Source organism: Polaribacter sp. YIW18 (assembly GCF_057219325.1).
Window position 1 is genome coordinate 155,518 of the sequence record NZ_JBXVVE010000001.1, and the last position, 19,981, is coordinate 175,498.

Consider the following 19,981-nt stretch of genomic DNA (forward strand, 5'->3'; position numbering starts at 1 on the left):
ATTTATCTGTAAAGTTTAAAGTTTCCTATTAATTTTTGCTTTTCTCCAAGGATATCTTTGTAATAAACAACATACCAATAATCTCCTGTAGGCATTGGTTTACCATTGTAAATACCATCCCAACCTTTTTGAACTCCCTTAAATTCTTTTAAAAGCCTACTATATCTATCGTAAATGGAAACTTCAATTTCATGATAATCTTCCACCCTTTCTGGGTACCAAAAATCATTTTCGTTATTATTATTTGGTGTGAAAAAATTTGGAATAAAAATATCTATATAAACACCTTCTACAGACATTGAAATTTCACAATTATTAGAATCTCTAACAGTAATGGTATAAGTTCTTATTACATTAATTGTAAATGTATTTTCCCAAGTAAAATCTCCTCCATTTATACTGAAACTGTAAGGTGCAGTGCCTCCAAAAGAATTGGCAATTAATTTATTTTTTGTACTTGTATCTATTGTTAACTCTAATGGGTCTATTTTGTCAACTTCTATCTCTGTAGTATCTGAACAACCATTGTTATGTGTAGCTTTAATGATATATTTTTACATTGTTTTTAAACCAAGTATAAGTATAATTTGGATTGTTTTCTGATGCCTCTAGTGTATAATTAGAACTTGTACAAAGTTCTACAACAGTACCTCCTTTAATGCTTGCATCAATTCCAGGAAGTACAGAAACTTCTACAATATTAGAAACTACAGCAGCAAAACAAGAACCATAATAAATTTCACTGTAATACAATCCAGGTTCAGTTACGGTTAAATTTGGTCCTCCTAAGTAAAACTTTAAACCGTTTTTATACCACTGATATTGAGCTGCATTTTGAATATTTAATTTAAGTTCTTTACTAGCTCCTTTGCATAAAAGTACGTCTGTATAATTATTTAAAATAAGTTGCTCAGATGTTATATATTAAGCCTCAAAAGAATCTGACTTAGGGCTTATTTTTTCTGGTGATGATGAAACTACTCTTAATTTATATCCAGTACCATAAACACTTGTTGGTAATTGAAAATTAGTTTTAAATTTAAAAGAAGAGTTTTGATCTGAAATTATTTTTACAACTGTTGGAGAGGAGAAGTTTCCATTTTGATCAGACAATTCTACAGAAAAAGTATTGTCATTATTAAATACTGTTGTATTGTATGCTATTTCTACTTCAAAAATATTGAAACTATTTGAAGCACATGCGTAGGTGTAATTAAGTATTGGTTTCTCTAAGTTTTGAGAAAATAATATTAATGTACTGAAAATTAATAAAAAAGTTAGGGGGGCTCTTTTTTTAATAATTATTCTATTTATAAGCATTAATTTTACTTAATGCTAGGGGATTATATTAATTAAAAATACAATTTTTTTTATAAAAAAATAATTTTTACGAGTTTCTTTATCTCTGATTTTAAATTAATTAAGAAATTTGATTTTTAAAATCTAAAAAAGTAGGTAATAATTGGTCTTTATCTGACACAATACTATTTTTTGTTTTTATTTGCCAATCTATATTTAAAAATGAGTCGCTATAAATAACACCCATTTCTGATTCTTTATGGTAATAATTATCGCATTTATAAGAAACTATGGTATTATCTTCTAAAGTAGCAAAACCATGTAAAAATCCTCTTGGCACAAACAATTGCTTGTTATTTTCTCCTGAAAGTTCTATTGAAAAATGTTTTCCAAAAGTTGCAGAATCTTTTCTAACATCTACAGCTACATCTAAAACTTTGCCTTGTATAACTCTTACTAATTTGGCTTGTGCAAATTGTTTTTTTTGCAAGTGCAAACCTCTTAAAACTCCTTTTTGAGATATAGACTGATTATCTTGTACAAAGTCTAATTCTAATCCTGTTTTTTCTTCAAATACTTTCTGATTAAAAACCTCGAAAAAACTTCCTCTTTTATCTCCAAAAACGGTTGGTTCTATTACAAAACAACCCTTTAAAAATGTTTCTGTAACTTTCATTATATTTTATACAAATTTTTAGAATATCCACTTTTTAATAAGGGTTCTGAGAGTGCCATCATTTCTTCTTTGTTGATAAAACCTGCTCTAAAAGCTGCTTCTTCTATAGATCCTACTTTTAAACCTTGTCTTTCTTCTATTACTTGTACAAATTGACCAGCTTGCATTAAAGAGTTAAATGTACCTGTATCTAACCATGCTGTACCTCTATCTAAAATTTCTACAGAAAGTTTTCCTTTTTTTAGATATACATTATTTACTTCTGTAATTTCTAATTCGCCTCTTTTGCTGGGTTGAATGTTTTTTGCAATGGCTACCACTTCATTATCATAAAAATAGATTCCAGGAACTGCATAATTAGATTTTGGATGTTCTGGTTTTTCTTCAATAGAAATGGCTTTATTATGTTCATCAAATTCTACAACCCCATATCTTTCTGGATCATTTACGTGATATGCATATACAATACCACCATCTGGATTGTTATTTGATTTTAAAAGATCTGCTAAACCTGATCCATAAAAAATATTATCGCCCAATATTAAGGCAACTTTATCAGAACTAATAAACTTTTCACCAATAATAAACGCTTCTGCTAAACCATTTGGGTTTTCTTGAACTTCATACTGAAAACTACAACCTATTTTACTTCCATCTCCTAATAATTTTTGAAACAATGGTATATCTTGTGGTGTAGAAATAATTAATATTTCTCTAATTCCAGCAGAAATTAAAGTAGCAATTGGATAATAAATCATGGGTTTATCATACACGGGCATTAACTGTTTGCTAACAGCTAAAGTTAGTGGATATAATCTTGTGCCAGAACCTCCTGCTAAAACTATTCCTTTCATATTAATTGTATTTTTTTAAATACCATTGTATGGTTTTTAAAATTCCAGATTCGAAATTTTCTGCGGCTTTCCAACCCAATTCATTTTCTACTTTAGAGGCATCTATGGCGTATCTAAAATCATGACCAGGTCTGTCTTTTACAAAACTAATTTGATTTTTGTAAGAGTTTTTCTTTGGATAAATTTCATCTAAAATCTCACAAATTTTATTGGCAATATATAAGTTATTACGCTCGTTTTTGCCACCAATATTATAAGTTTCTCCAAATTTTCCATTTTTATAAACCAACTCAATACCTGTACAATGATCTAGCACGTATAACCAATCTCTAATGTTTTTTCCATCCCCATAAATAGGAATATTTTCACCAGAAATTGCTTTTCTAATAATGGTTGGTATCAACTTTTCATCATGTTGCTTTGGGCCATAATTGTTTGAGCAATTGGTGGTTACTACATTCATTCCATACGTATGAAAATAACTTCTTATTAAAAAGTCTGAAGACGCTTTTGAAGCACTGTAAGGACTGTTTGGTGCATAAGGTGTGGTTTCTGTAAACAAACCCTTGGCGCCTAGTGTACCATAAACCTCATCTGTTGAAATATGATGAAATCTTGCATTTTCATATCCTTCTTTGTATTCAAAAGGAGCATTCATCCAATAATTTTTTGCAACATCTAACAACGTAAAAGTGCCAAAAACATTGGTTTTTACAAATGCATCTGGATTTTTAATGGAATTATCTACATGAGATTCTGCTGCAAAATGAATTACTCCAGAAAAATTATATTCTTTAAATAAATTTTCAACTAAATCCCTCTTGCAAATGTCTCCTTCAAAAAAAGTATATCTTGGATGATTATCTAATTCTTTTAAATGCTCTAAATTACCGGCATAGGTGAGCAAATCTAAATTTACTACATGAATTTCTTTATTATTTTCTATAAAGTATGTAATAAAATTGGATCCAATAAAACCTGCACCTCCAGTAATTAAAATTGTTTGCATTCTTACTTTTTATAATTATTTAAATAAGAATTTATCTTTATTAGTAATAGAATAAAAATCATTGCTAATGCGCCTAAAACCGACAACTGAAAAGCAATATTTCTAGTTACTCCCTTTATTTCTGAACCGATAGGTTGAAAGTTAGAAATTACATTAATTACCTCATATTTTTCGGATTTATCTTTTACAATATCTTCTAACTCTTCGTTTATTTTTCTGTTAGTTTCAAACAACTCTAGTTCTTTGGTTGTTCTCATTTTCCCCCCTAAATCTATGCTAGTTCCACTATTTTGTTTTTTTGCCTCTTCTAACATAACCTTCATATATACAACTCTTAAAGAGTCTATTTGAGCTAAATTAGTACGCAATAAAGAATCTGTTCTATTTAAGTTTTCGTTGGTTAACTCTTTTACTCTATTAAAATATTTGTTTTTTATTACTGATGATAAAATAACCTCATCTAATTTATCAAAAACATCACTTTTTTCTGACACCACATTTACTTTATGAATTTTGTAATCCAAAAGTGAGAATGAAGCTTTAAAATCTTCAAAATTGTAACTTTTTACAGTAGTTGTATCTACATCTAAAATAAATTCGTTGTAGGAGTTAATGATATCATTCTCATTTATGATAGGTTCTATTGTAAACTTTTTTAAAGAAGCTGCTGTTTCTTTATCTATCTTAAATGTTTTTTGAATATTAGCTGTATCTTTTTGTTTTACCAAATCGTTATAATAACTAATATTATTATACAACTGATTGGCACTTTTAAAGTTGGGTTGTACCAACATTTGAGATTCATATTTATCTGCAGATTTTACTTGGATAAACACACCAATAGCAAAACCTATAAAAGCTGCAATCCCTATTTTTACAATATTATCTTTTAAGAAAATTAAAATGGAAATAAAAAAATGAAAAATACCTTTAAAAATATTTCCAATAAAATTAAAAAGGTTTTGAAAACCTTTACCAATAATTTTAAATAAAGATCCTAAATCTACTTCTTCTTCGTTGTTATTATGACTTGTTGACATATGGTTGTTTGGTTATAATATCTATGTTTACTATTAAAAAATTTGTTCTAATATTTTTTGGGTTATGGCATAAGTTGGTGTAACTCCTGTCATACCTAAACCTCCAGAAGCTAAAGTAGCCCCTGTTTCTAAAGGGTTATCGGATGCGTAATAGGCATAACGCACTTGTACGTTTTCAGAAATATTACCTCTAATTCTTGATGCAGATTGTATGGCTTTTTGGTAATGTGCACCTTCCATTTCTAAACCAATGACATTCCAAGTAGAATCGTGAAAAAACTTTAATAAATCTTTATTTTGAAGTGATGTTCCTAGAACTGAAATCATAGAACCATCAAAAGATTTTACACCAAAACCTTCTAAATCTTCTTTTTTTAATTGGTTTTTAAACGGATAATTGTCTGCTGTACCTTCAAAAATATGAGCAGATGGAATCATAATATCTCCTTTACCACCCTCTAAAATACCGGCTTTACCCATAATAGAAATTGACTTTACATCTAAATGTGTTTTTGTGTTTTTATCACAAGTATATGGTTTTAATAACTCATCCATAGTTTCGTAAGCTTGTTCGCCAAAAGCATAATCCATTACTATAATTACTGGATTTTCTTTAGCATTTGCTTTTTTAGAGAACGTTAAAATATCAAAATTTATTTTAGCTGTATCTATTATTTGTACGTTTATGTTAGTACCTGATGTATCTTTAATATAAATCAGTCCATTTTTAGTGGCAAAATCTTTTACTTTTTTTTGTATTGGTTTGCTATTTTCGTTGCTTAGTAATTGATAAATTTCAAATCCTTTTAAGTTTTTTGCTTCTTCTGGTAATGCACTTTTTGCATATACAGAATTTAATACACTGTGCATGTTTGCACTTATAATATGAATAGGTCTTTCTAATAAATGATTATTTTTTAGAACCTTTTTAATATTATTTGCCCAGATTTCTCCATAAATATGATGCCCAATTTCTTGTACCAAAATAGAACTAAAAATTACTGTTCTTTTTTTGTTTTCTAATACTTCGTTGATGGCTAATTTACCCAACCAAAATATCAATTGAAAAAAACGATCTGGATTTTCTTTAGTGGCAAATGTTTTATAAATGGTTAAAACTTCATCAAAAGACCTTCCTAAAATATTACCTAAATGTACAAGGGTTACTTCTCTTTCTTTTTCTGAAATTTGTTTTTGATGTAGTACAATATCCTCTAAATGTTTCCACTCTCTTGTAAAATCTTCACCCTCATTTAAGGTTACTCTTTCCTGAATTTTATGAGATTCTATAAAAAGAAACGTTAAGTGCGTTAAAATATCATAGATTTCAGATCTTCCTCTGGTAATCTCAATATTCATTTGATCTTTATCTATTCTATAGCAATTTCTTCTTCTTTTAGGAGGTATAATGGCTTCAAAGTGAGAATTTTTATAGCCTTCATCTGCAGTTAAATTTATGTATTGACATTCTTCTATGCCTTTAGGAAGTCTTTCTATTACATACGTTAAGCCATTTAATTCTATTATATCTTCTGCAATAGAACCATAAATTTCGGGTCTTAAAAGTAATAAAGATTTTCTTAGTGTTTCGCCAGAAACACCCATAGGTTTGTAAAAACCTCTACTAAATAAATGACGCATAGAAATATATAATTTTTCTATGGCATTGGTAGATTCTTGTGCTCTTGTTCTTGCTAATTTTTTAATTTCTGACATTGTTTATTTTGCTAGACAAATTTAAAATTATTTACCTGATAAAATTTTGTAATACTGTTTATTATCTTTTAATAAACTAACCGCATTTGCGATAACTTTATCCTTAGTTAAATTGTATTTATAAACACCTTCTTTATAGAGATATCTTTCTAAAATTTTAATTTTTAAAATCTCAGAAATAATATCTTTATTTTTAGAAATTTTATCGATTTTATCTTTATATAATTGTTCTTTTATAGCATTATATTCTGATGAAATATTACTATTATGAGAGGCTAAATAAGCTTTTTTAAACAAGGCTTCTTGCTCGGTTACAAAAGTGGTGTCTGTTTTTAAATATTTGGTAAAATCTTTAAAATCGCTATTTTTAAATTCAAAATTTTCAAAATCTTTAAAATCTTTATTGTTGTAATAGTAACGAGTTACATAGTTAAAAACGGCTCTAGACTGCAACAACGATTCTGTAGTTTTATTTCTGTTAGTTGTGTTCATTTCAATATCTGGCTTAACCCCTCCTCCATCGTAAACAGTTCTTCCATTTTGAGTTTTAAAGGCATTTACACCTCTGTCTGAAAATTTAGGGATATGACCTTGATCATCTCTATTTGTATAATCTAATTCTTGAATACATCTACCACTTGGAGTGTAGTATTTAGAAATGGTTAGTTTTAGTTGAGTCCCATACATTAAGTCTCTGTAACGTTGCACCAAACCTTTACCAAAAGAGCGTTTACCTAAAAGTACAGCTCTATCATAATCTTGTAAAGAACCACTTACAATTTCAGATGCAGATGCAGAACGTTCGTTAATTAAAACAACTATAGGGATTTGTAAATCTAAAGGTTCGTTTTGTGTTTTATAAGTGTTACTCCACTTTTTAATTTTAGCTTTTGTTGTAACAATGGTTTTGCCTTTTGGTAAAAAAAAATTAGAAATTCTTATAGATTCTAACAAAGAACCTCCAGGGTTAGAGCGAAGGTCGAAAACCAATTTTTTCATACCTAGTTTTTTTAATTTTTTATAGGCTTTTTTTACTTCAGAAGATGCTTTTTCATTAAATCTTGTTAAGGTAATGTAACCCGTTTCATCATCAATCATTTCTGCAAAAGGTACAGGATTTACAATTACTTTATCCCTAGTAATTTCCTTTGTTAAAATAGTACCTTGTCTATCTACTTCAACCGAAAATTTACTGTTTGGTGTTCCTTTTAAAAACATAGATAATTGGTCTCTTTCCATATTTTTTATAGATTGATTATCCACAGAAATAATAACATCACCTGCTTTTAAACCGGCTTTATCAGCAGAAAAACCTTTGTATATTTCTTGTAACTCAATTCCTTTTTTTGAATAATATACAGACACGCCAATTCCACCATATTCTCCTGCTCTTCTTATTCTTGCAGTTTCAACATCTTGCTCGTTGTAAAAATTGGTGTATGGGTCTAAATCTTTTAAAGTATTTTTAATAGCTTTATTGGTTAACTCTGCAGGATTAATTTCGTCTACATAATACATGTTTAACTCCTTAAACAGCGTATTGTAAATTTCTATTTGTTTTGCAACTTCAAAAAATTTAGATTGAAAGGAATATGTTAAAAGTAAAGTACCTACTAAAAGTAGAATAACTACTTTTTTGTTAACTAGTAATTTCTTCATTTTTTATTTCTTTTGTTTTTTCTACAAACAAGTTTAATAATTTTTGCATTTTTAAAAATACCTCTTCATAAACTGGTTCTTCTTTTCCAATATACGAAATCATAAATACATAAGGTTCTTCTAAATTATTATAAACAATTTCTTTTTGCAAACGGTAACTTTCTCTTAAAAGACGCTTTATACGATTTCTACTAACTGCCAACTTAAAATTTCTTTTGGGAACAGAAACCCCTACCTGACATGGAAAATCTGATGTATGTTGTGTTTGTAAATACATCATTCTTAAAGGAAAACTCTTAACAGATTTTCCTTCACTATATAATTTTTCTATCAGCTTTCTACGCTTTAAACGTTCTTGTTTCCCTAAAGTGTATTTCATTATTACAAACTTAATAGAAAATAGCAACTTTTTAACAATTACTGGGTACTAACTTTAAAAAAGATCCGTATTTTTAATTAGTTATTAGTTTTTAATTTTAATATATATTTGTTTATAATACAACAATTATAGTTAAATTTGTTTAAAATTACACATTTTTATATGAAACCAGACTTATTTAAAGCACCAGACTATTATAATATTGATGATTTACTAACTGAAGAACACAAGTTGATTAGAACAGCTGCAAGAGATTGGGTAAAACGTGATGTTTCTCCAATTATCGAAAAGTATGCTCAAAAAGCAGAATTTCCAACACAGATTATTAATGGTTTGGCAGAAATTGGCGCATTTGGTTCTTACATTCCTGAGGAATATGGTGGCGCTGGTTTAGATCAAATTTCTTACGGATTACTTATGCAAGAAATAGAACGTGGAGATTCTGGTGTGCGGTCTACAGCTTCTGTACAATCTTCTTTAGTAATGTATCCTATTTTTAACTATGGTACAGAAGCACAGCGTAAAAAATATTTACCAAAGTTAGCTTCTGGTGAGTGGATGGGTTGTTTTGGTTTAACTGAACCCAATCATGGGTCTAATCCTGGTGGAATGGAAACCAACTTTAAAGATAAAGGTGACCATTATCTATTAAATGGTGCAAAAATGTGGATTTCTAATGCGCCTTTTGCACAAGTTGCTGTCGTGTGGGCTAAAAATGAAGAAGGTAGAATTCACGGTTTAATTTTAGAACGTGGTATGAAAGGTTTTACTACTCCAGAAACCCACAACAAATGGTCTTTGCGTGCTTCTGCAACTGGTGAGTTAATTTTTGATAATGTAAAAGTGCCTAAAGAAAACTTACTCCCTAATAAATCTGGTTTGGGAGCGCCTTTAGGTTGTTTAGACTCTGCAAGATATGGCATTGCTTGGGGTGCCATTGGTGCTGCTATGGATTGTTATGATACAGCTTTGCGTTACGTAAAAGAACGAAAACAATTTGGCAAACCTATTGGTCAGTTTCAATTGCAACAAAAAAAATTAGCAGAAATGATTACCGAAATTACCAAAGCACAATTATTAGCATGGAGGTTAGGTACTTTAAAAAATGATGACAAAGCAACTTCTGCTCAAATATCTATGGCGAAACGAAACAACGTAGAAATGGCTATTAAAATTGCAAGAGAAGCAAGACAAATCTTAGGTGGAATGGGAATTACTGGGGAATACTCCATCATGCGACATATGATGAATTTAGAAAGTGTAATTACCTACGAAGGCACACATGATATTCATTTATTAATTACGGGTTTAGATATTACTGGATTAAATGCATTTAAGTAATAAACTTCTCTTTTTTTAACAATAAGTAGAATTCTTTTTTCTAAAACGTATTCTTAGATTCTACTGATAACCTAAAATTTGAAATCTTTTTCACCCTAAAAAAGTTAATTATGTGAAGTTTTTAAGCGATTAGAATTGGTATAAACTAAAAAGAGGTTTCTTCTAAAAATGAAGAGAACCTCTTTTTTTAATTAGGGAAAATTTTTATTTTTTGATACCTAATTTTAATAATATCGTTTCTAACAAACACCATTTTGTAAAGGCAGATTGTATCATATTTATACCAATAAAGACACCAAACCACAACCAATTTATACTTACATAGTAAGATAAACTTACCATTAATAAAACCATAAACCCTACTATTACTCTAAAATACGTATTTAACATTTTCTTATTTTTTTAATAATTATATAAATCTTTCTACAGGCAACACCACTCCTTTTATAGGATTTTTAGTTTCTAAGTTTTTATTGAAATCTTCTATTAAATTGAATAACATATCTATATGTTCATCATCTGTAAAAGAGAAAAACAAAGTAGATCCATTGCCATTTTTTCCTGCTGAAAACCAATTGGAAGAAATTTCTAAAGGAATATTTTTAAACCCACTAATTTCTGTGGTACTAAAATTTTCTATAGCTGCTTTTTTAAAGATTTTTAAAATAGCTGTTTGAAATTCTTCTACTGCTGTTACGAATACTAATTTCATCTGATTATTTATTTATAATTCTTTTTTTCAATCATATAATACACCAATGGCACTACCAATAAAGTTAACACTGTAGATACAATGGTTCCTCCCATTAAAGAGATTGCCAATCCTTGAAAAATTGGATCAAATAAGATTACAAAAGCACCAATTACCACAGTACCTGCTGTTAATAAAATAGGTGTTGTTCTAACTGCTCCAGCTTCTATGGCTGCTTGTTTTAACGGAATTCCTTCTGCCAATCTTAGGTTGATAAAATCAATCAGTAAAACAGAGTTTCTTACCATAATTCCTGCCAAAGCAATCATTCCAATAAAGGAAGTTGCTGTAAAAAAGGCTCCCATCATCCAGTGTCCTAAAATAATTCCAATTAATGATAAAGGCACAGCAACCATCATTACAATAGGTGCTTTGAAGTTTTGAAACCAGCCTACAATTAAAATGTAAATTAAAATTAATGCTCCTAAAAAGGCGATTCCTAAATCTCTAAAAACTTCTAGGGTAATTTGCCATTCTCCATCCCATTTTACTGTAAAATCGTCTTCAAAATCTGGCTGACCTAAATACATTTCATTTAATTGATAACCTTCTGGAAGATTAATTTCTTTCAATTTCTTTTCCATTCCTAAAATTGCATAGGCAGGACTTTCTAACTCGCCAGCCATATCTGCCAAAACATACACTACTCTTTTCTGGTTTTTTCTGTAGATACTTTTTGCAGAATTGGTTTCTTTAATTTCAACCAAATCTGCAATAGGAATCATGTTTCCTTGTTTCGATTTTACTTTTAATTGAGAAATGTCAGAAATGGTAGATTTTTCTTTTTCATCTATACTCAACACCAAACCAACCTGATTTACAGCATCTTCATCATATAAATTGGTTATTGGTCTATTAGACAAAGCCATATTCATTGTATAGGCAATTTGCTGTGGTGCTACACCATACAACATGGCTTTTTCTCTATGAATTTCAAATTGATATTCTTTTTGATTGGCTTCTACCATCCAATCAATATCAACCACGTCATCTGTATTTTTTAGAATGTTTTGAACCTCGTTTGCTATTCTAATTTGCTCATTATAATCGGGGCCATAAACCTCTGCAACAATGGTTGATAAAACCGGTGGGCCAGGTGGAACCTCTACCAACTTTACATTGGCATTGTATTTTAATGCAATTTTCTGAATTTCTGGTCGTAATAATTTTGCAATTCCATGACTTTGAATAGAGCGTTCTCCTTTATCTACCAAATTCACTTGAATATCTGCCATATTAGAGCCACCACGTAAATCGTAATGACGTACCAGGCCATTAAATGTAATGGGTGCAGAAGTACCAATATAGTTTTGGTAATTTACCACTTCTGGTCTGGTAGATAAATACTGAGCAATTTCTTGGGTAACTACTGCTGTTCTTTCTAATGTTGTTCCTTCTGGCATATCAATAACCACCTGAAACTCATTTTTGTTATCAAAAGGCAACATTTTTACTGCTACAGAATTGGTTAAAAACAAGCCCATTGTTGCTATTAACACAAAAAATGTTCCTCCTAAAAACAACCATCTTTTGGTTTTACTTTCTAATAATGGTCTTTCTAACTTACTGTAAATTCTATAAATTAAAGTTTCTTCTAAAGGCTTTTCAGCTTTCTTTTCTGCGCCTTTTTTATCTTTTTCTCTTAAGAAAATATATCCTAAATAAGGTGTAATGGTTAAGGCTACAAATAATGATAAAATCATTGCAATAGAGGCTCCAATTGGCATTGGTGCCATATATGGCCCCATTAAACCAGATACAAAAGCCATAGGTAACACAGAAGCAATTACGGTAAAGGTTGCTAAAATGGTTGGGTTACCCACTTCGTTAATAGCATATAAGGCTGCTTGTTTAAATGGCAAGCGTTTCATTTTAAAATGCCTGTGCATATTTTCGGCAATAATAATAGAATCATCAACCACAATACCCGTAACAAAAACCAGTGCAAAAAGTGTAATTCTGTTTAAGGTATAATCTAGCATATAATAGCTTAACAAGGTTAATGCAAACGTAATGGGTACAGATAAAAATACCACCAAACCACCTCTCCAGCCCATAGCTAGCATTACTACTAAAGTTACAGCAAAGATAGAACCGATAAGGTGTAACAATAATTCTGATACTTTATGAGAAGCAGTTTCACCATAATTTCTTGTTACTTCTACATGAACATCATCAGGAATTAAAGTAGTTCTTAAATGATCTACTTTATCTATAATTACCTCAGCAATTTTCATGGCATCTGCCCCTTTTCTTTTCGCTACAGAAATTGTTACTGCAGGATATTCAGATTGGTAAGCTGTAGATTTATCACTTGCTTTTCCAAACCCTAAAGACACGTAATTTTGTGGAATTTCTGGTCCGTCAATAATATTGGCTATTTGTTTTAAATAAATTGGCTGATTTTGTTTTACACCCACCACTAAATTCTCTACATCTTTTTTTGAGGCTAAAAACTTTCCTGTTTTTACTAAAAACTCGGTATCATTTTTATCAAAACTTCCAGCACTTAATTGTGTATTATTGGCTTTGATCATTTTAGAAACTGATAAGAAATCTAATCCGCTTGCGGCTAATTTATCTTTATCTAAAACAACGCGTAATTGTCTGTTTCTTCCTCCAATTTTATGGGTAATCGAAACATCATTTACCTTTTTTATTTCACTTTCTAATTCTTGTGCCATTTGCCCAAGCTGAAAATCGTTATAATTTTCACTCCACAAGGTTAAGCCTAACATTGGCACATCATCAATAGCACGTGTTTTTACCAAAGGAAACGTAACTCCTTGTGGCATTTGATCCATGTGTTTGTTAATTTCATTGTACAATTTTACAAACGAACGCTCAATATCTTCGCCTACATAAAACTGCACAATTACCATGGCTTTTTCGTTCATCGAGGTCGAATACACATACTCTACACCTTTAATATTTGAGATTAATTTCTCTAAAGGTTTTACCACTCTAGATTCTACTTCTGTAGGACTTGCCCCTGGATAACCCACAAAAATATCTGCCATTGGCACATCTATTTGTGGTTCTTCTTCACGCGGAATTAAAAACGAGCTATACACACCAATGACCATAAACACAATCATTAGCAATACCGTTAATTTAGAACCGATAAAGACTTTTGCAATTTTTCCTGCTAAACCTTCTTTCATATTATTTATTTTTTTGGGCGTTTTAACAGGCTATCCGTTTCAATCTTTTTTTGCCATATATGGCAGCAAAAAAAAGATTTCCACTACTATCCTTAACGCGACTATTTAGTTATTGAATTGAAATTTTTGCTCCGTTAAATAATTTTCCATCAGCAGAAACGATATAAGATTCTGATGCTGATAAACCAGATAATACCTCTACTTTATCTCCATAAGTTCTACCTAAACGTAACCAACGTAACAAAGCGGTATTTCTTTGGCTTGTGGTATAAACACCCGATAATTGACCGTTTTTAACAATAGCAGCAGTAGAGATTAAAACCATTGCTGACTGTACATTCTGCGAAATAGGAAACTGAACTGTTGTAAACATTCCTGATAAAATGTTAGCATCTGTGTTTTCTAGATCTACTTTTACCAAATACTGCCCACCTGTATTTTTAGCAGAAGTACTAATTTCAGTAACTTTTCCTTTAACAGTTTTGTCAATAGATTTTACCAACACATTTACGGTAATTTCTTTTTTAATGTTAGAAATTTCTGTTTCTGGTACCATTGCCATTACTTCAAACTTTTTTGGAGTTTCTATACTAATTAAAGGCATTCCTGGATTTGCCATATCTCCATTTTCTACATTTTTACTGGTAATTACCCCACTAAAAGGAGCTGTAATATTAGAATATGTAAACTGAGCATTGATTTCGTTTTTCATTTGTTTGGCAGACTCTAAACCTGCTTTTGCCATTTGGTAATTAGCCGTCATATCATCCATTTCTTTTTGAGTAATGCTATTGCTAGCAAACAAATTTGTAAAACGTTTGTAATTTTTTTCAGCATTTGTAAAAGCAGTTTTGGCTTGTGTTATACCTGCATCTATTTGTGCTTTTTTAGCTTGTAAATCTGCATTGTTAATAGCCACTAATAATTGACCTTTTTTAACTTTATCGCCTACATTTACATACACTTTTTTTACATAACCCATCATTCTTGTACTTAAATCTGCACTATTTGTAGCTTGTATTTTTCCACTTACAGATAAAAAAGGATTGTTAGTATTTAACTGAACTTTAGCAACTTTTACATGGATTGTTGGCGTAGTATCTTGAGCTACTTTTTTGTCTTCGCTAGCACAACTTGTTATCAATAATATTGTAGAAATTAGTGTGATGATATAAATATATTTTTTCATTTTATAATTTGTTTTTTAATTAGTAATCGAATGCCCTAAACTTGACATTGTGCTGTCTTCTTAAGCGCTATTAAGTGGTTATTCTTTTGTTAAAAATTCTAAATATTTTTGGGTATAATTATATTCAAATACAGTTTGGTAATACTCTAATTGCTTTTGTAAATACTGAGTTTCTACTTGTAATAAATCAGAAGTTTTTTCTAAACCTTCTTTAAATCTGTTCTTACGAATTCTTAAAGATTCTTTAGATTGTTGCACTGCTAATGCTGTTAGTGCTAATTTATTTTTAGCATCTATTAGTTGACGCTGTACTTTATTGAATTCTAAATTACTTTGAGATACGTATTGATTGTAAGCTAACTTCGATTTTTCGAATTCTGCTTTACTTTTTTGTGCTTTTCCAAAACGTTTAGAGCCTTTAAAAATATCCCAGCTTAACTGCGCTCCTATTAAGTATCCACTTGCATTTCCTTGAAAAACGGTATTGTCATACATTTCATAACTTCCAAAAGCATTTAAACGTGGTAAAAAAGACATTTTATCGGCTTTATTTATTGCCTCATAAGCTTTGGTAGAAAGTTGCATTGCTTTGATATCTGATCTGTTTTCTGAAATGGTTTTGTTATCCATAGAAAAATTAGAAACTATTAAACTATCTGAAGGTTTGTAAACTACATAGCGCTCATCATTCATTAAAAAAGACAAATAATTAGACGCATTTTGCACGTTGCTTTTTGCTGTTTGCAACTGATTTTTAATTTCTGTAACACGTACTTCTACATTTAAAACATCTGCACGTTGTAAATAGCCTTGTTGAAAGCTGTTTGCTGCTAATTTTTTATTTTCATTTGCGGTCTGTAAAGCTTTCTCTAGAACTTGTTCTCCTTTATAAGCCAATTGCAATTGCATGTAGGCTTTTTCTACTTCAAAATACAAATAATCTTCTGTTCTTTGCGACTGTAAAGACATGGCATCCATTTTAGATTTGGCAGCTTTTCTTTGATAAAAACCATCTAAATTAATTAGAGGTTGTTCTACTTTTATGACGGTTGCAAAATTCTGAGTTTGCACTGGATTGTTTAATAAGGTAGGATTAAAATCGTTCTGAGTTAAAATTCCTTGGTTTAACTTAGAACCAAATGCCATTAAAGGATTTGTAGTAGAAATACCTGTATGACTTGCTGTAATATTTGGTAAAAAAACAGCATTGGTTTGTTTATAATCTGCTTTGGCAGCATGAAACGATTCTTTAGAAATTTTTAATGATAAGTTTTTATCAAAAATTTTAGATAAAATCTCAGACTTACCAATCGAAATTATTTCTTGTGCAGCTAATTGTTTAGAAAACAATAACACAATTATAAGTATGCTTTTTACTATTTTTTTCATGTATTTAATTTTAATACTGCAAAACTAAATTGAATAAAATGTTTTTTTAGTAACATTAGTTACCAAACAAAAAGCACTTAAACCATAAAGGCTTGAGTGCTTTTTACCAAACTTAAAACTAAAAGTTAATTACATTGCTCGTTACTACTATTTACTATGCTATTAAATTCATCTAGAGTTATAAATTGAGGTGTATATGTGCCTCCATTTTTATCTAAACCTTTCATAAAACTTCTTAAATGATTTCTAGAACCACACTGTAAACTTTGATATACATTTATAATTTGTGCATTATTAGTTTCTAAAACATAGTCTTCTAAATCTTTAATATCTAAATCTTCTATAGTTGCACCAATTTGTAAAGCATCTACAACACTTTTTGCACCATCTACTTTAAATGTATCGTAAAATGCTTGCAAATCTGAGTTACTAAAAACACCATATTCTAATATTGTATAAGTAGTATTAGACTGTTTTAATAAATTTTCAATAGCATCCATATGCGTTTGTTCGCTTTTTTTAATGTTTGCAAACTGATTTAAACCCCAAGTTGTGTCTAAATACTCATAAGTATCTCTCGCCAATTTTTCTTCCTCTAACATAAACAATAACGCATCAGCATCTTTTTGAGAAATTGTTATAGTGTTTTGTAAACCTACTGTATCATCTTGACTTAAATCTATCTCAAAAGCAGCATCTGAATCTTCTGAACACCCGTTTGCAACCATCACAAAAGATACCATCACAAAAAAGTAGATTGTTGTTTTAATTGTTGTTTTCATAATTTCTAATATTTAAAATTCTTTGTATAAAGGTATTGCGAAAAAGAGTATGTATAAGTAACCTAAGTTACATGTATATGTTATTTTTGAAGCTTATATTTGTTCTGTTATAACTTTAATATAATAAGATATTTGTGTTGGTTTTTCTTTCTAAATATAAAACCCTATTCTATGCTTTTTTTTTAAGCAGTCTTGTATTATATAATATGTTAAGGGTTTCTTTTACCTATATTTATTATACTATAGATCCTATTGGTTTTATTGAAGAGTTGTGTGAAAACAAAGACCAACCCCAATTACAATGTAATGGTAAATGTCATTTAAAAAAAGTTACAGAAAGTAGTAAAAGTTCAGAGGAAGCTCCTCTTCAAATTATTGATTTTAAAGATATTTTATTGCAGCAAAATACAACTTTAGCAATAGATTTTAAGATAAAACCAACTACCAAAAAAACAGATTTTGGTTATCAAAATTATTACAAATACTTAGCTAGCCATTCCAGTTTCCATCCACCACGAGTTTAGTTTTTTTACTATTTAAAAAATCTCTTATTAAATAATTAAGAGTATACAATTTTATAAAAAAACTAAAAATTTAAAAATGAAAACAATTTGTAGTGTGCTTTTATGCGCACTTATTTCTACGATCTCTTTTTCTCAAGACAAAAAAGAGACTAAAAAAGACACCATAAAAAGAGTAAAACTAGATGAAGTAATCGTAACTGGAAAATTACAAAAAGACCCTATACATACTATTATTTCTAACAGATATGCTAAAAACGTTGTGCAGCCTAAAAACGTGGCAGATTTATTTAATAACATCAATGGTTTTTCTGTAATCAAGAGAGGAAATTATGCGATAGATCCCTCTTTTAGAGGAAGCCAGTATGAACAATTAAACATACAATATGATGGAGGAACCAAAGCAATGCACGCTTGCCCAAACAGAATGGATCCTATTACAACGCATATTATTCCTGAAGAAATTTCTAAAATAGAAATTATAAAAGGACCTTATACAGTGCGTTATGGAGCTACTTTTGGCGGTATTGTAAATATGGTTTCTAAACAAACTAATTATTTAGAAAATGGCTTTCATGGTAGGTTTTCTTCGGGTTTTGAAACCAACGGAAATGCTACCGTAAACATGCTGCAATTACAGTATGTGAAAGACAAATATGATGTGGTAGGTAATTTTGGTTACAGAGATTTTGGAAGTTATAAAGATGGGGATGGTACAGAAATTCCGTCTTCTTTTTTAAGCACAGATTATGGTGTAAAAATAGGTTATAATTTTACCGATTTTGAGCGTTTACAATTTCATTGGAGACAATCTTTTGGACGTGATGTTTTACACGCAGGTTTACCTATGGATACAGAGTATGACAATAGTAACATTGCTTCTTTAGACTATAAAAAAACGAATTTATCAGGAAAATTAAATAGTATTTCTGCCAAAGCATATTATAGCTATGTAGATCATTTAATGACGAATACCAACAGACCATCTTTTATGATGATGGAAGCTTCTTCTGCTGTAGAAGCTACAACAATGGGAGGAAAAATAGAATTGAATTGGCAACCTTCTAAAAATATAGATATTTTTACTGGTGTAGATGCAATGCTTATTGCTAGAGATGGTGAAAGAACACGTTTGATAAAAGTAATGAATGGAAACATGTTACCAACACCTAGAGAATTTAACGATAAAGTTTGGCAAGATTCTTACGTAAATGATTTTGGCTTATTTACAGAAGCAAAATGGTTATTTACAAAAAACACCTTGTTAACTGCTGGGGTAAGATATGATAGAATAATTTCTGATATTAAAGACCCAGAAGCAGATTTTGCAGCACTTTATGACCTAGAAAAAAGAACAGAAAATAATATTAGTGGTACAGTTTCATTAAAAAAAATGGTTTCTAAAAACTTTACATTAGAAGCTGCTTTTGGTAGAGGAGTTCGTTCTGCAAATATGATTGAACGCTACATCAATCACTTTACCATCAATCAAGATCCTTATGAATATATTGGAAATCCAGATTTAAAAGCAGAAGTAAACAATCAATTTGAAGTTGGTTTTAAAGCAAAAAACAGCAAAAACAGCATTAAATATGCTGCTTCTGTGTATTATTCTGATTTGCAAAACTTTATTGTAGGGATTGTAGATCCAACAAAAAACAGAAAGTTTATGCCAACTGCACAACCTGTAAACCCTAAAGTGTTTCAAAATTTAAACAACGCTTATAGAACAGGTTTTGAAGCTTCTTTTGAAACTGCAATTTCAACTGATTATTATTTTAAATCTGAAATGGCTTATGTATATGCAAAAAATAAAGATTTAGATGAATCTTTACCATTAACTCCGCCTTTTAATGCAAGATTAATTTTAGGAACAAATAAAGAAAAATACTGGGCAAATGTGCAGTATAATAGTACCAGTTCTCAAAATGAAATTGCCCCAAGCTTTGGAGAAACAAGCACAGATGGTTACCAAACTGTTGATGTTCGTTTTGGATTTAAACCTTTTAAAAATGCAAATTTAGGTTTTGCGGCTATTAATGTTTTTGACAAAACCTATAACAACCATTTAAACTTTAGTTTTACCAATCAAGCTAATTTTGGTAGGGTTGCTATTACTGAACCTGGAAGAAATTTTACTGCTTTTTTTCAGTATAATTTTTAAACTATTCATAAAAAAGGGGGCTACAAAAAGCCCTCTTTTTTTTATTAA

General features: G+C 29.9%; 19 protein-coding genes. 3 read left to right on the plus strand and 16 right to left on the minus strand.

Annotated features, from left to right (window positions below; genetic code table 11):
• Positions 1-2: 2 nt before the first annotated feature.
• The 10 genes from AC2D6T_RS00555 to rnpA form a co-directional block, all read right to left on the minus strand.
• On the minus strand, positions 3-299 hold the full coding sequence (locus tag AC2D6T_RS00555) for a T9SS type B sorting domain-containing protein (protein WP_484680097.1): 297 nt from the start codon (positions 297-299) through the stop codon (positions 3-5).
• A 241-nt stretch (positions 300-540) separates the two neighbouring features.
• Positions 541-753 (minus strand): hypothetical protein, encoded by a 213-nt coding sequence (locus AC2D6T_RS00560; protein WP_484680098.1) that lies wholly within the window; start codon positions 751-753, stop codon positions 541-543.
• A 171-nt stretch (positions 754-924) separates the two neighbouring features.
• The gene (locus tag AC2D6T_RS00565) at positions 925-1,320 is read right to left on the minus strand and encodes a hypothetical protein (RefSeq protein ID WP_484680099.1); all 396 of its coding nucleotides are present in this window, start codon (positions 1,318-1,320) and stop codon (positions 925-927) included.
• A gap of 100 nt (positions 1,321-1,420) precedes the next feature.
• On the minus strand, positions 1,421-1,975 hold the full coding sequence (gene rfbC, locus AC2D6T_RS00570) for a dTDP-4-dehydrorhamnose 3,5-epimerase (protein ID WP_484680100.1): 555 nt from the start codon (positions 1,973-1,975) through the stop codon (positions 1,421-1,423).
• On the minus strand, positions 1,975-2,829 hold the full coding sequence (gene rfbA, locus AC2D6T_RS00575; protein ID WP_484680101.1) for a glucose-1-phosphate thymidylyltransferase RfbA: 855 nt from the start codon (positions 2,827-2,829) through the stop codon (positions 1,975-1,977). Before rfbA ends, rfbC begins: the two co-directional genes overlap by 1 nt.
• Before the next feature lies 1 nt (position 2,830).
• Positions 2,831-3,838, minus strand: a complete 1,008-nt coding sequence (gene rfbB, locus AC2D6T_RS00580; protein ID WP_484680102.1) for a dTDP-glucose 4,6-dehydratase — start codon at positions 3,836-3,838, stop codon at positions 2,831-2,833.
• A gap of 2 nt (positions 3,839-3,840) precedes the next feature.
• A complete protein-coding gene (locus AC2D6T_RS00585; protein ID WP_484680103.1) occupies positions 3,841-4,878 on the minus strand; it encodes a hypothetical protein in 1,038 nt (345 codons plus the stop codon).
• A gap of 33 nt (positions 4,879-4,911) precedes the next feature.
• Positions 4,912-6,594, minus strand: a complete 1,683-nt coding sequence (locus tag AC2D6T_RS00590) for a DUF6909 family protein (RefSeq protein ID WP_484680104.1) — start codon at positions 6,592-6,594, stop codon at positions 4,912-4,914.
• Positions 6,595-6,621: 27 nt separating this feature from the next.
• Entirely contained in the window at positions 6,622-8,253 is a 1,632-nt protein-coding gene (locus AC2D6T_RS00595; protein ID WP_484680105.1) for a S41 family peptidase, read from the minus strand.
• Positions 8,234-8,632, minus strand: a complete 399-nt coding sequence (rnpA, locus tag AC2D6T_RS00600) for a ribonuclease P protein component (protein ID WP_298946030.1) — start codon at positions 8,630-8,632, stop codon at positions 8,234-8,236. Before rnpA ends, AC2D6T_RS00595 begins: the two co-directional genes overlap by 20 nt.
• Positions 8,633-8,794: 162 nt before the next feature.
• Here rnpA and AC2D6T_RS00605 point away from each other — a divergent pair, with 162 nt between their 5' ends.
• Complete coding sequence (locus AC2D6T_RS00605; RefSeq protein ID WP_484680106.1) at positions 8,795-9,973, plus strand: acyl-CoA dehydrogenase family protein; 1,179 nt, start codon at positions 8,795-8,797, stop codon at positions 9,971-9,973.
• Positions 9,974-10,177: 204 nt separating this feature from the next.
• Here the strand turns inward: AC2D6T_RS00605 and AC2D6T_RS00610 are convergent, their stop codons facing one another.
• The 6 genes from AC2D6T_RS00610 to AC2D6T_RS00635 all read right to left on the minus strand — a co-directional run bounded on the left by AC2D6T_RS00610 (position 10,178) and on the right by AC2D6T_RS00635 (position 17,248).
• Positions 10,178-10,363 (minus strand): YgaP family membrane protein, encoded by a 186-nt coding sequence (locus AC2D6T_RS00610; RefSeq protein WP_298946034.1) that lies wholly within the window; start codon positions 10,361-10,363, stop codon positions 10,178-10,180.
• A gap of 19 nt (positions 10,364-10,382) precedes the next feature.
• Positions 10,383-10,685 (minus strand): hypothetical protein, encoded by a 303-nt coding sequence (locus AC2D6T_RS00615; RefSeq protein ID WP_484680107.1) that lies wholly within the window; start codon positions 10,683-10,685, stop codon positions 10,383-10,385.
• Positions 10,686-10,693: 8 nt separating this feature from the next.
• Entirely contained in the window at positions 10,694-13,888 is a 3,195-nt protein-coding gene (locus AC2D6T_RS00620; protein WP_484680108.1) for an efflux RND transporter permease subunit, read from the minus strand.
• A 109-nt stretch (positions 13,889-13,997) separates the two neighbouring features.
• On the minus strand, positions 13,998-15,077 hold the full coding sequence (locus tag AC2D6T_RS00625; RefSeq protein ID WP_484680109.1) for an efflux RND transporter periplasmic adaptor subunit: 1,080 nt from the start codon (positions 15,075-15,077) through the stop codon (positions 13,998-14,000).
• Positions 15,078-15,155: 78 nt separating this feature from the next.
• A complete protein-coding gene (locus AC2D6T_RS00630) occupies positions 15,156-16,466 on the minus strand; it encodes a TolC family protein (RefSeq protein ID WP_484680110.1) in 1,311 nt (436 codons plus the stop codon).
• 125 nt (positions 16,467-16,591) lie between these two features.
• Positions 16,592-17,248, minus strand: a complete 657-nt coding sequence (locus tag AC2D6T_RS00635; RefSeq protein WP_438989305.1) for a DUF2202 domain-containing protein — start codon at positions 17,246-17,248, stop codon at positions 16,592-16,594.
• A gap of 206 nt (positions 17,249-17,454) precedes the next feature.
• Between AC2D6T_RS00635 and AC2D6T_RS00640 the strand changes: the two genes are divergently transcribed.
• Together AC2D6T_RS00640 and AC2D6T_RS00645 are read left to right on the plus strand one after the other, a co-directional pair.
• Positions 17,455-17,772, plus strand: a complete 318-nt coding sequence (locus tag AC2D6T_RS00640) for a hypothetical protein (RefSeq protein WP_438989304.1) — start codon at positions 17,455-17,457, stop codon at positions 17,770-17,772.
• A gap of 76 nt (positions 17,773-17,848) precedes the next feature.
• Positions 17,849-19,933: a TonB-dependent receptor domain-containing protein gene (locus AC2D6T_RS00645; RefSeq protein WP_484680111.1), complete on the plus strand. Its 2,085-nt coding sequence runs from the start codon at positions 17,849-17,851 to the stop codon at positions 19,931-19,933.
• Positions 19,934-19,981 lie beyond the last annotated feature (48 nt).

Coding starts and splice junctions, on each gene's coding strand:
- AC2D6T_RS00635 (WP_438989305.1), bottom strand. CDS start 17,248: ATGAAAACAACAATTAAAACAACAATCTACTTTTTTGTGATGGTATCT.
- AC2D6T_RS00620 (WP_484680108.1), bottom strand. CDS start 13,888: ATGAAAGAAGGTTTAGCAGGAAAAATTGCAAAAGTCTTTATCGGTTCT.
- rfbA (WP_484680101.1), bottom strand. CDS start 2,829: ATGAAAGGAATAGTTTTAGCAGGAGGTTCTGGCACAAGATTATATCCA.
- AC2D6T_RS00605 (WP_484680106.1), top strand. CDS start 8,795: ATGAAACCAGACTTATTTAAAGCACCAGACTATTATAATATTGATGAT.
- AC2D6T_RS00630 (WP_484680110.1), bottom strand. CDS start 16,466: ATGAAAAAAATAGTAAAAAGCATACTTATAATTGTGTTATTGTTTTCT.
- AC2D6T_RS00610 (WP_298946034.1), bottom strand. CDS start 10,363: ATGTTAAATACGTATTTTAGAGTAATAGTAGGGTTTATGGTTTTATTA.
- rnpA (WP_298946030.1), bottom strand. CDS start 8,632: ATGAAATACACTTTAGGGAAACAAGAACGTTTAAAGCGTAGAAAGCTG.
- AC2D6T_RS00645 (WP_484680111.1), top strand. CDS start 17,849: ATGAAAACAATTTGTAGTGTGCTTTTATGCGCACTTATTTCTACGATC.
- AC2D6T_RS00590 (WP_484680104.1), bottom strand. CDS start 6,594: ATGTCAGAAATTAAAAAATTAGCAAGAACAAGAGCACAAGAATCTACC.
- AC2D6T_RS00615 (WP_484680107.1), bottom strand. CDS start 10,685: ATGAAATTAGTATTCGTAACAGCAGTAGAAGAATTTCAAACAGCTATT.
- AC2D6T_RS00585 (WP_484680103.1), bottom strand. CDS start 4,878: ATGTCAACAAGTCATAATAACAACGAAGAAGAAGTAGATTTAGGATCT.
- AC2D6T_RS00565 (WP_484680099.1), bottom strand. CDS start 1,320: ATGCTTATAAATAGAATAATTATTAAAAAAAGAGCCCCCCTAACTTTT.
- rfbC (WP_484680100.1), bottom strand. CDS start 1,975: ATGAAAGTTACAGAAACATTTTTAAAGGGTTGTTTTGTAATAGAACCA.
- AC2D6T_RS00625 (WP_484680109.1), bottom strand. CDS start 15,077: ATGAAAAAATATATTTATATCATCACACTAATTTCTACAATATTATTG.
- AC2D6T_RS00640 (WP_438989304.1), top strand. CDS start 17,455: ATGTTAAGGGTTTCTTTTACCTATATTTATTATACTATAGATCCTATT.
- AC2D6T_RS00555 (WP_484680097.1), bottom strand. CDS start 299: ATGTCTGTAGAAGGTGTTTATATAGATATTTTTATTCCAAATTTTTTC.
- AC2D6T_RS00595 (WP_484680105.1), bottom strand. CDS start 8,253: ATGAAGAAATTACTAGTTAACAAAAAAGTAGTTATTCTACTTTTAGTA.
- rfbB (WP_484680102.1), bottom strand. CDS start 3,838: ATGCAAACAATTTTAATTACTGGAGGTGCAGGTTTTATTGGATCCAAT.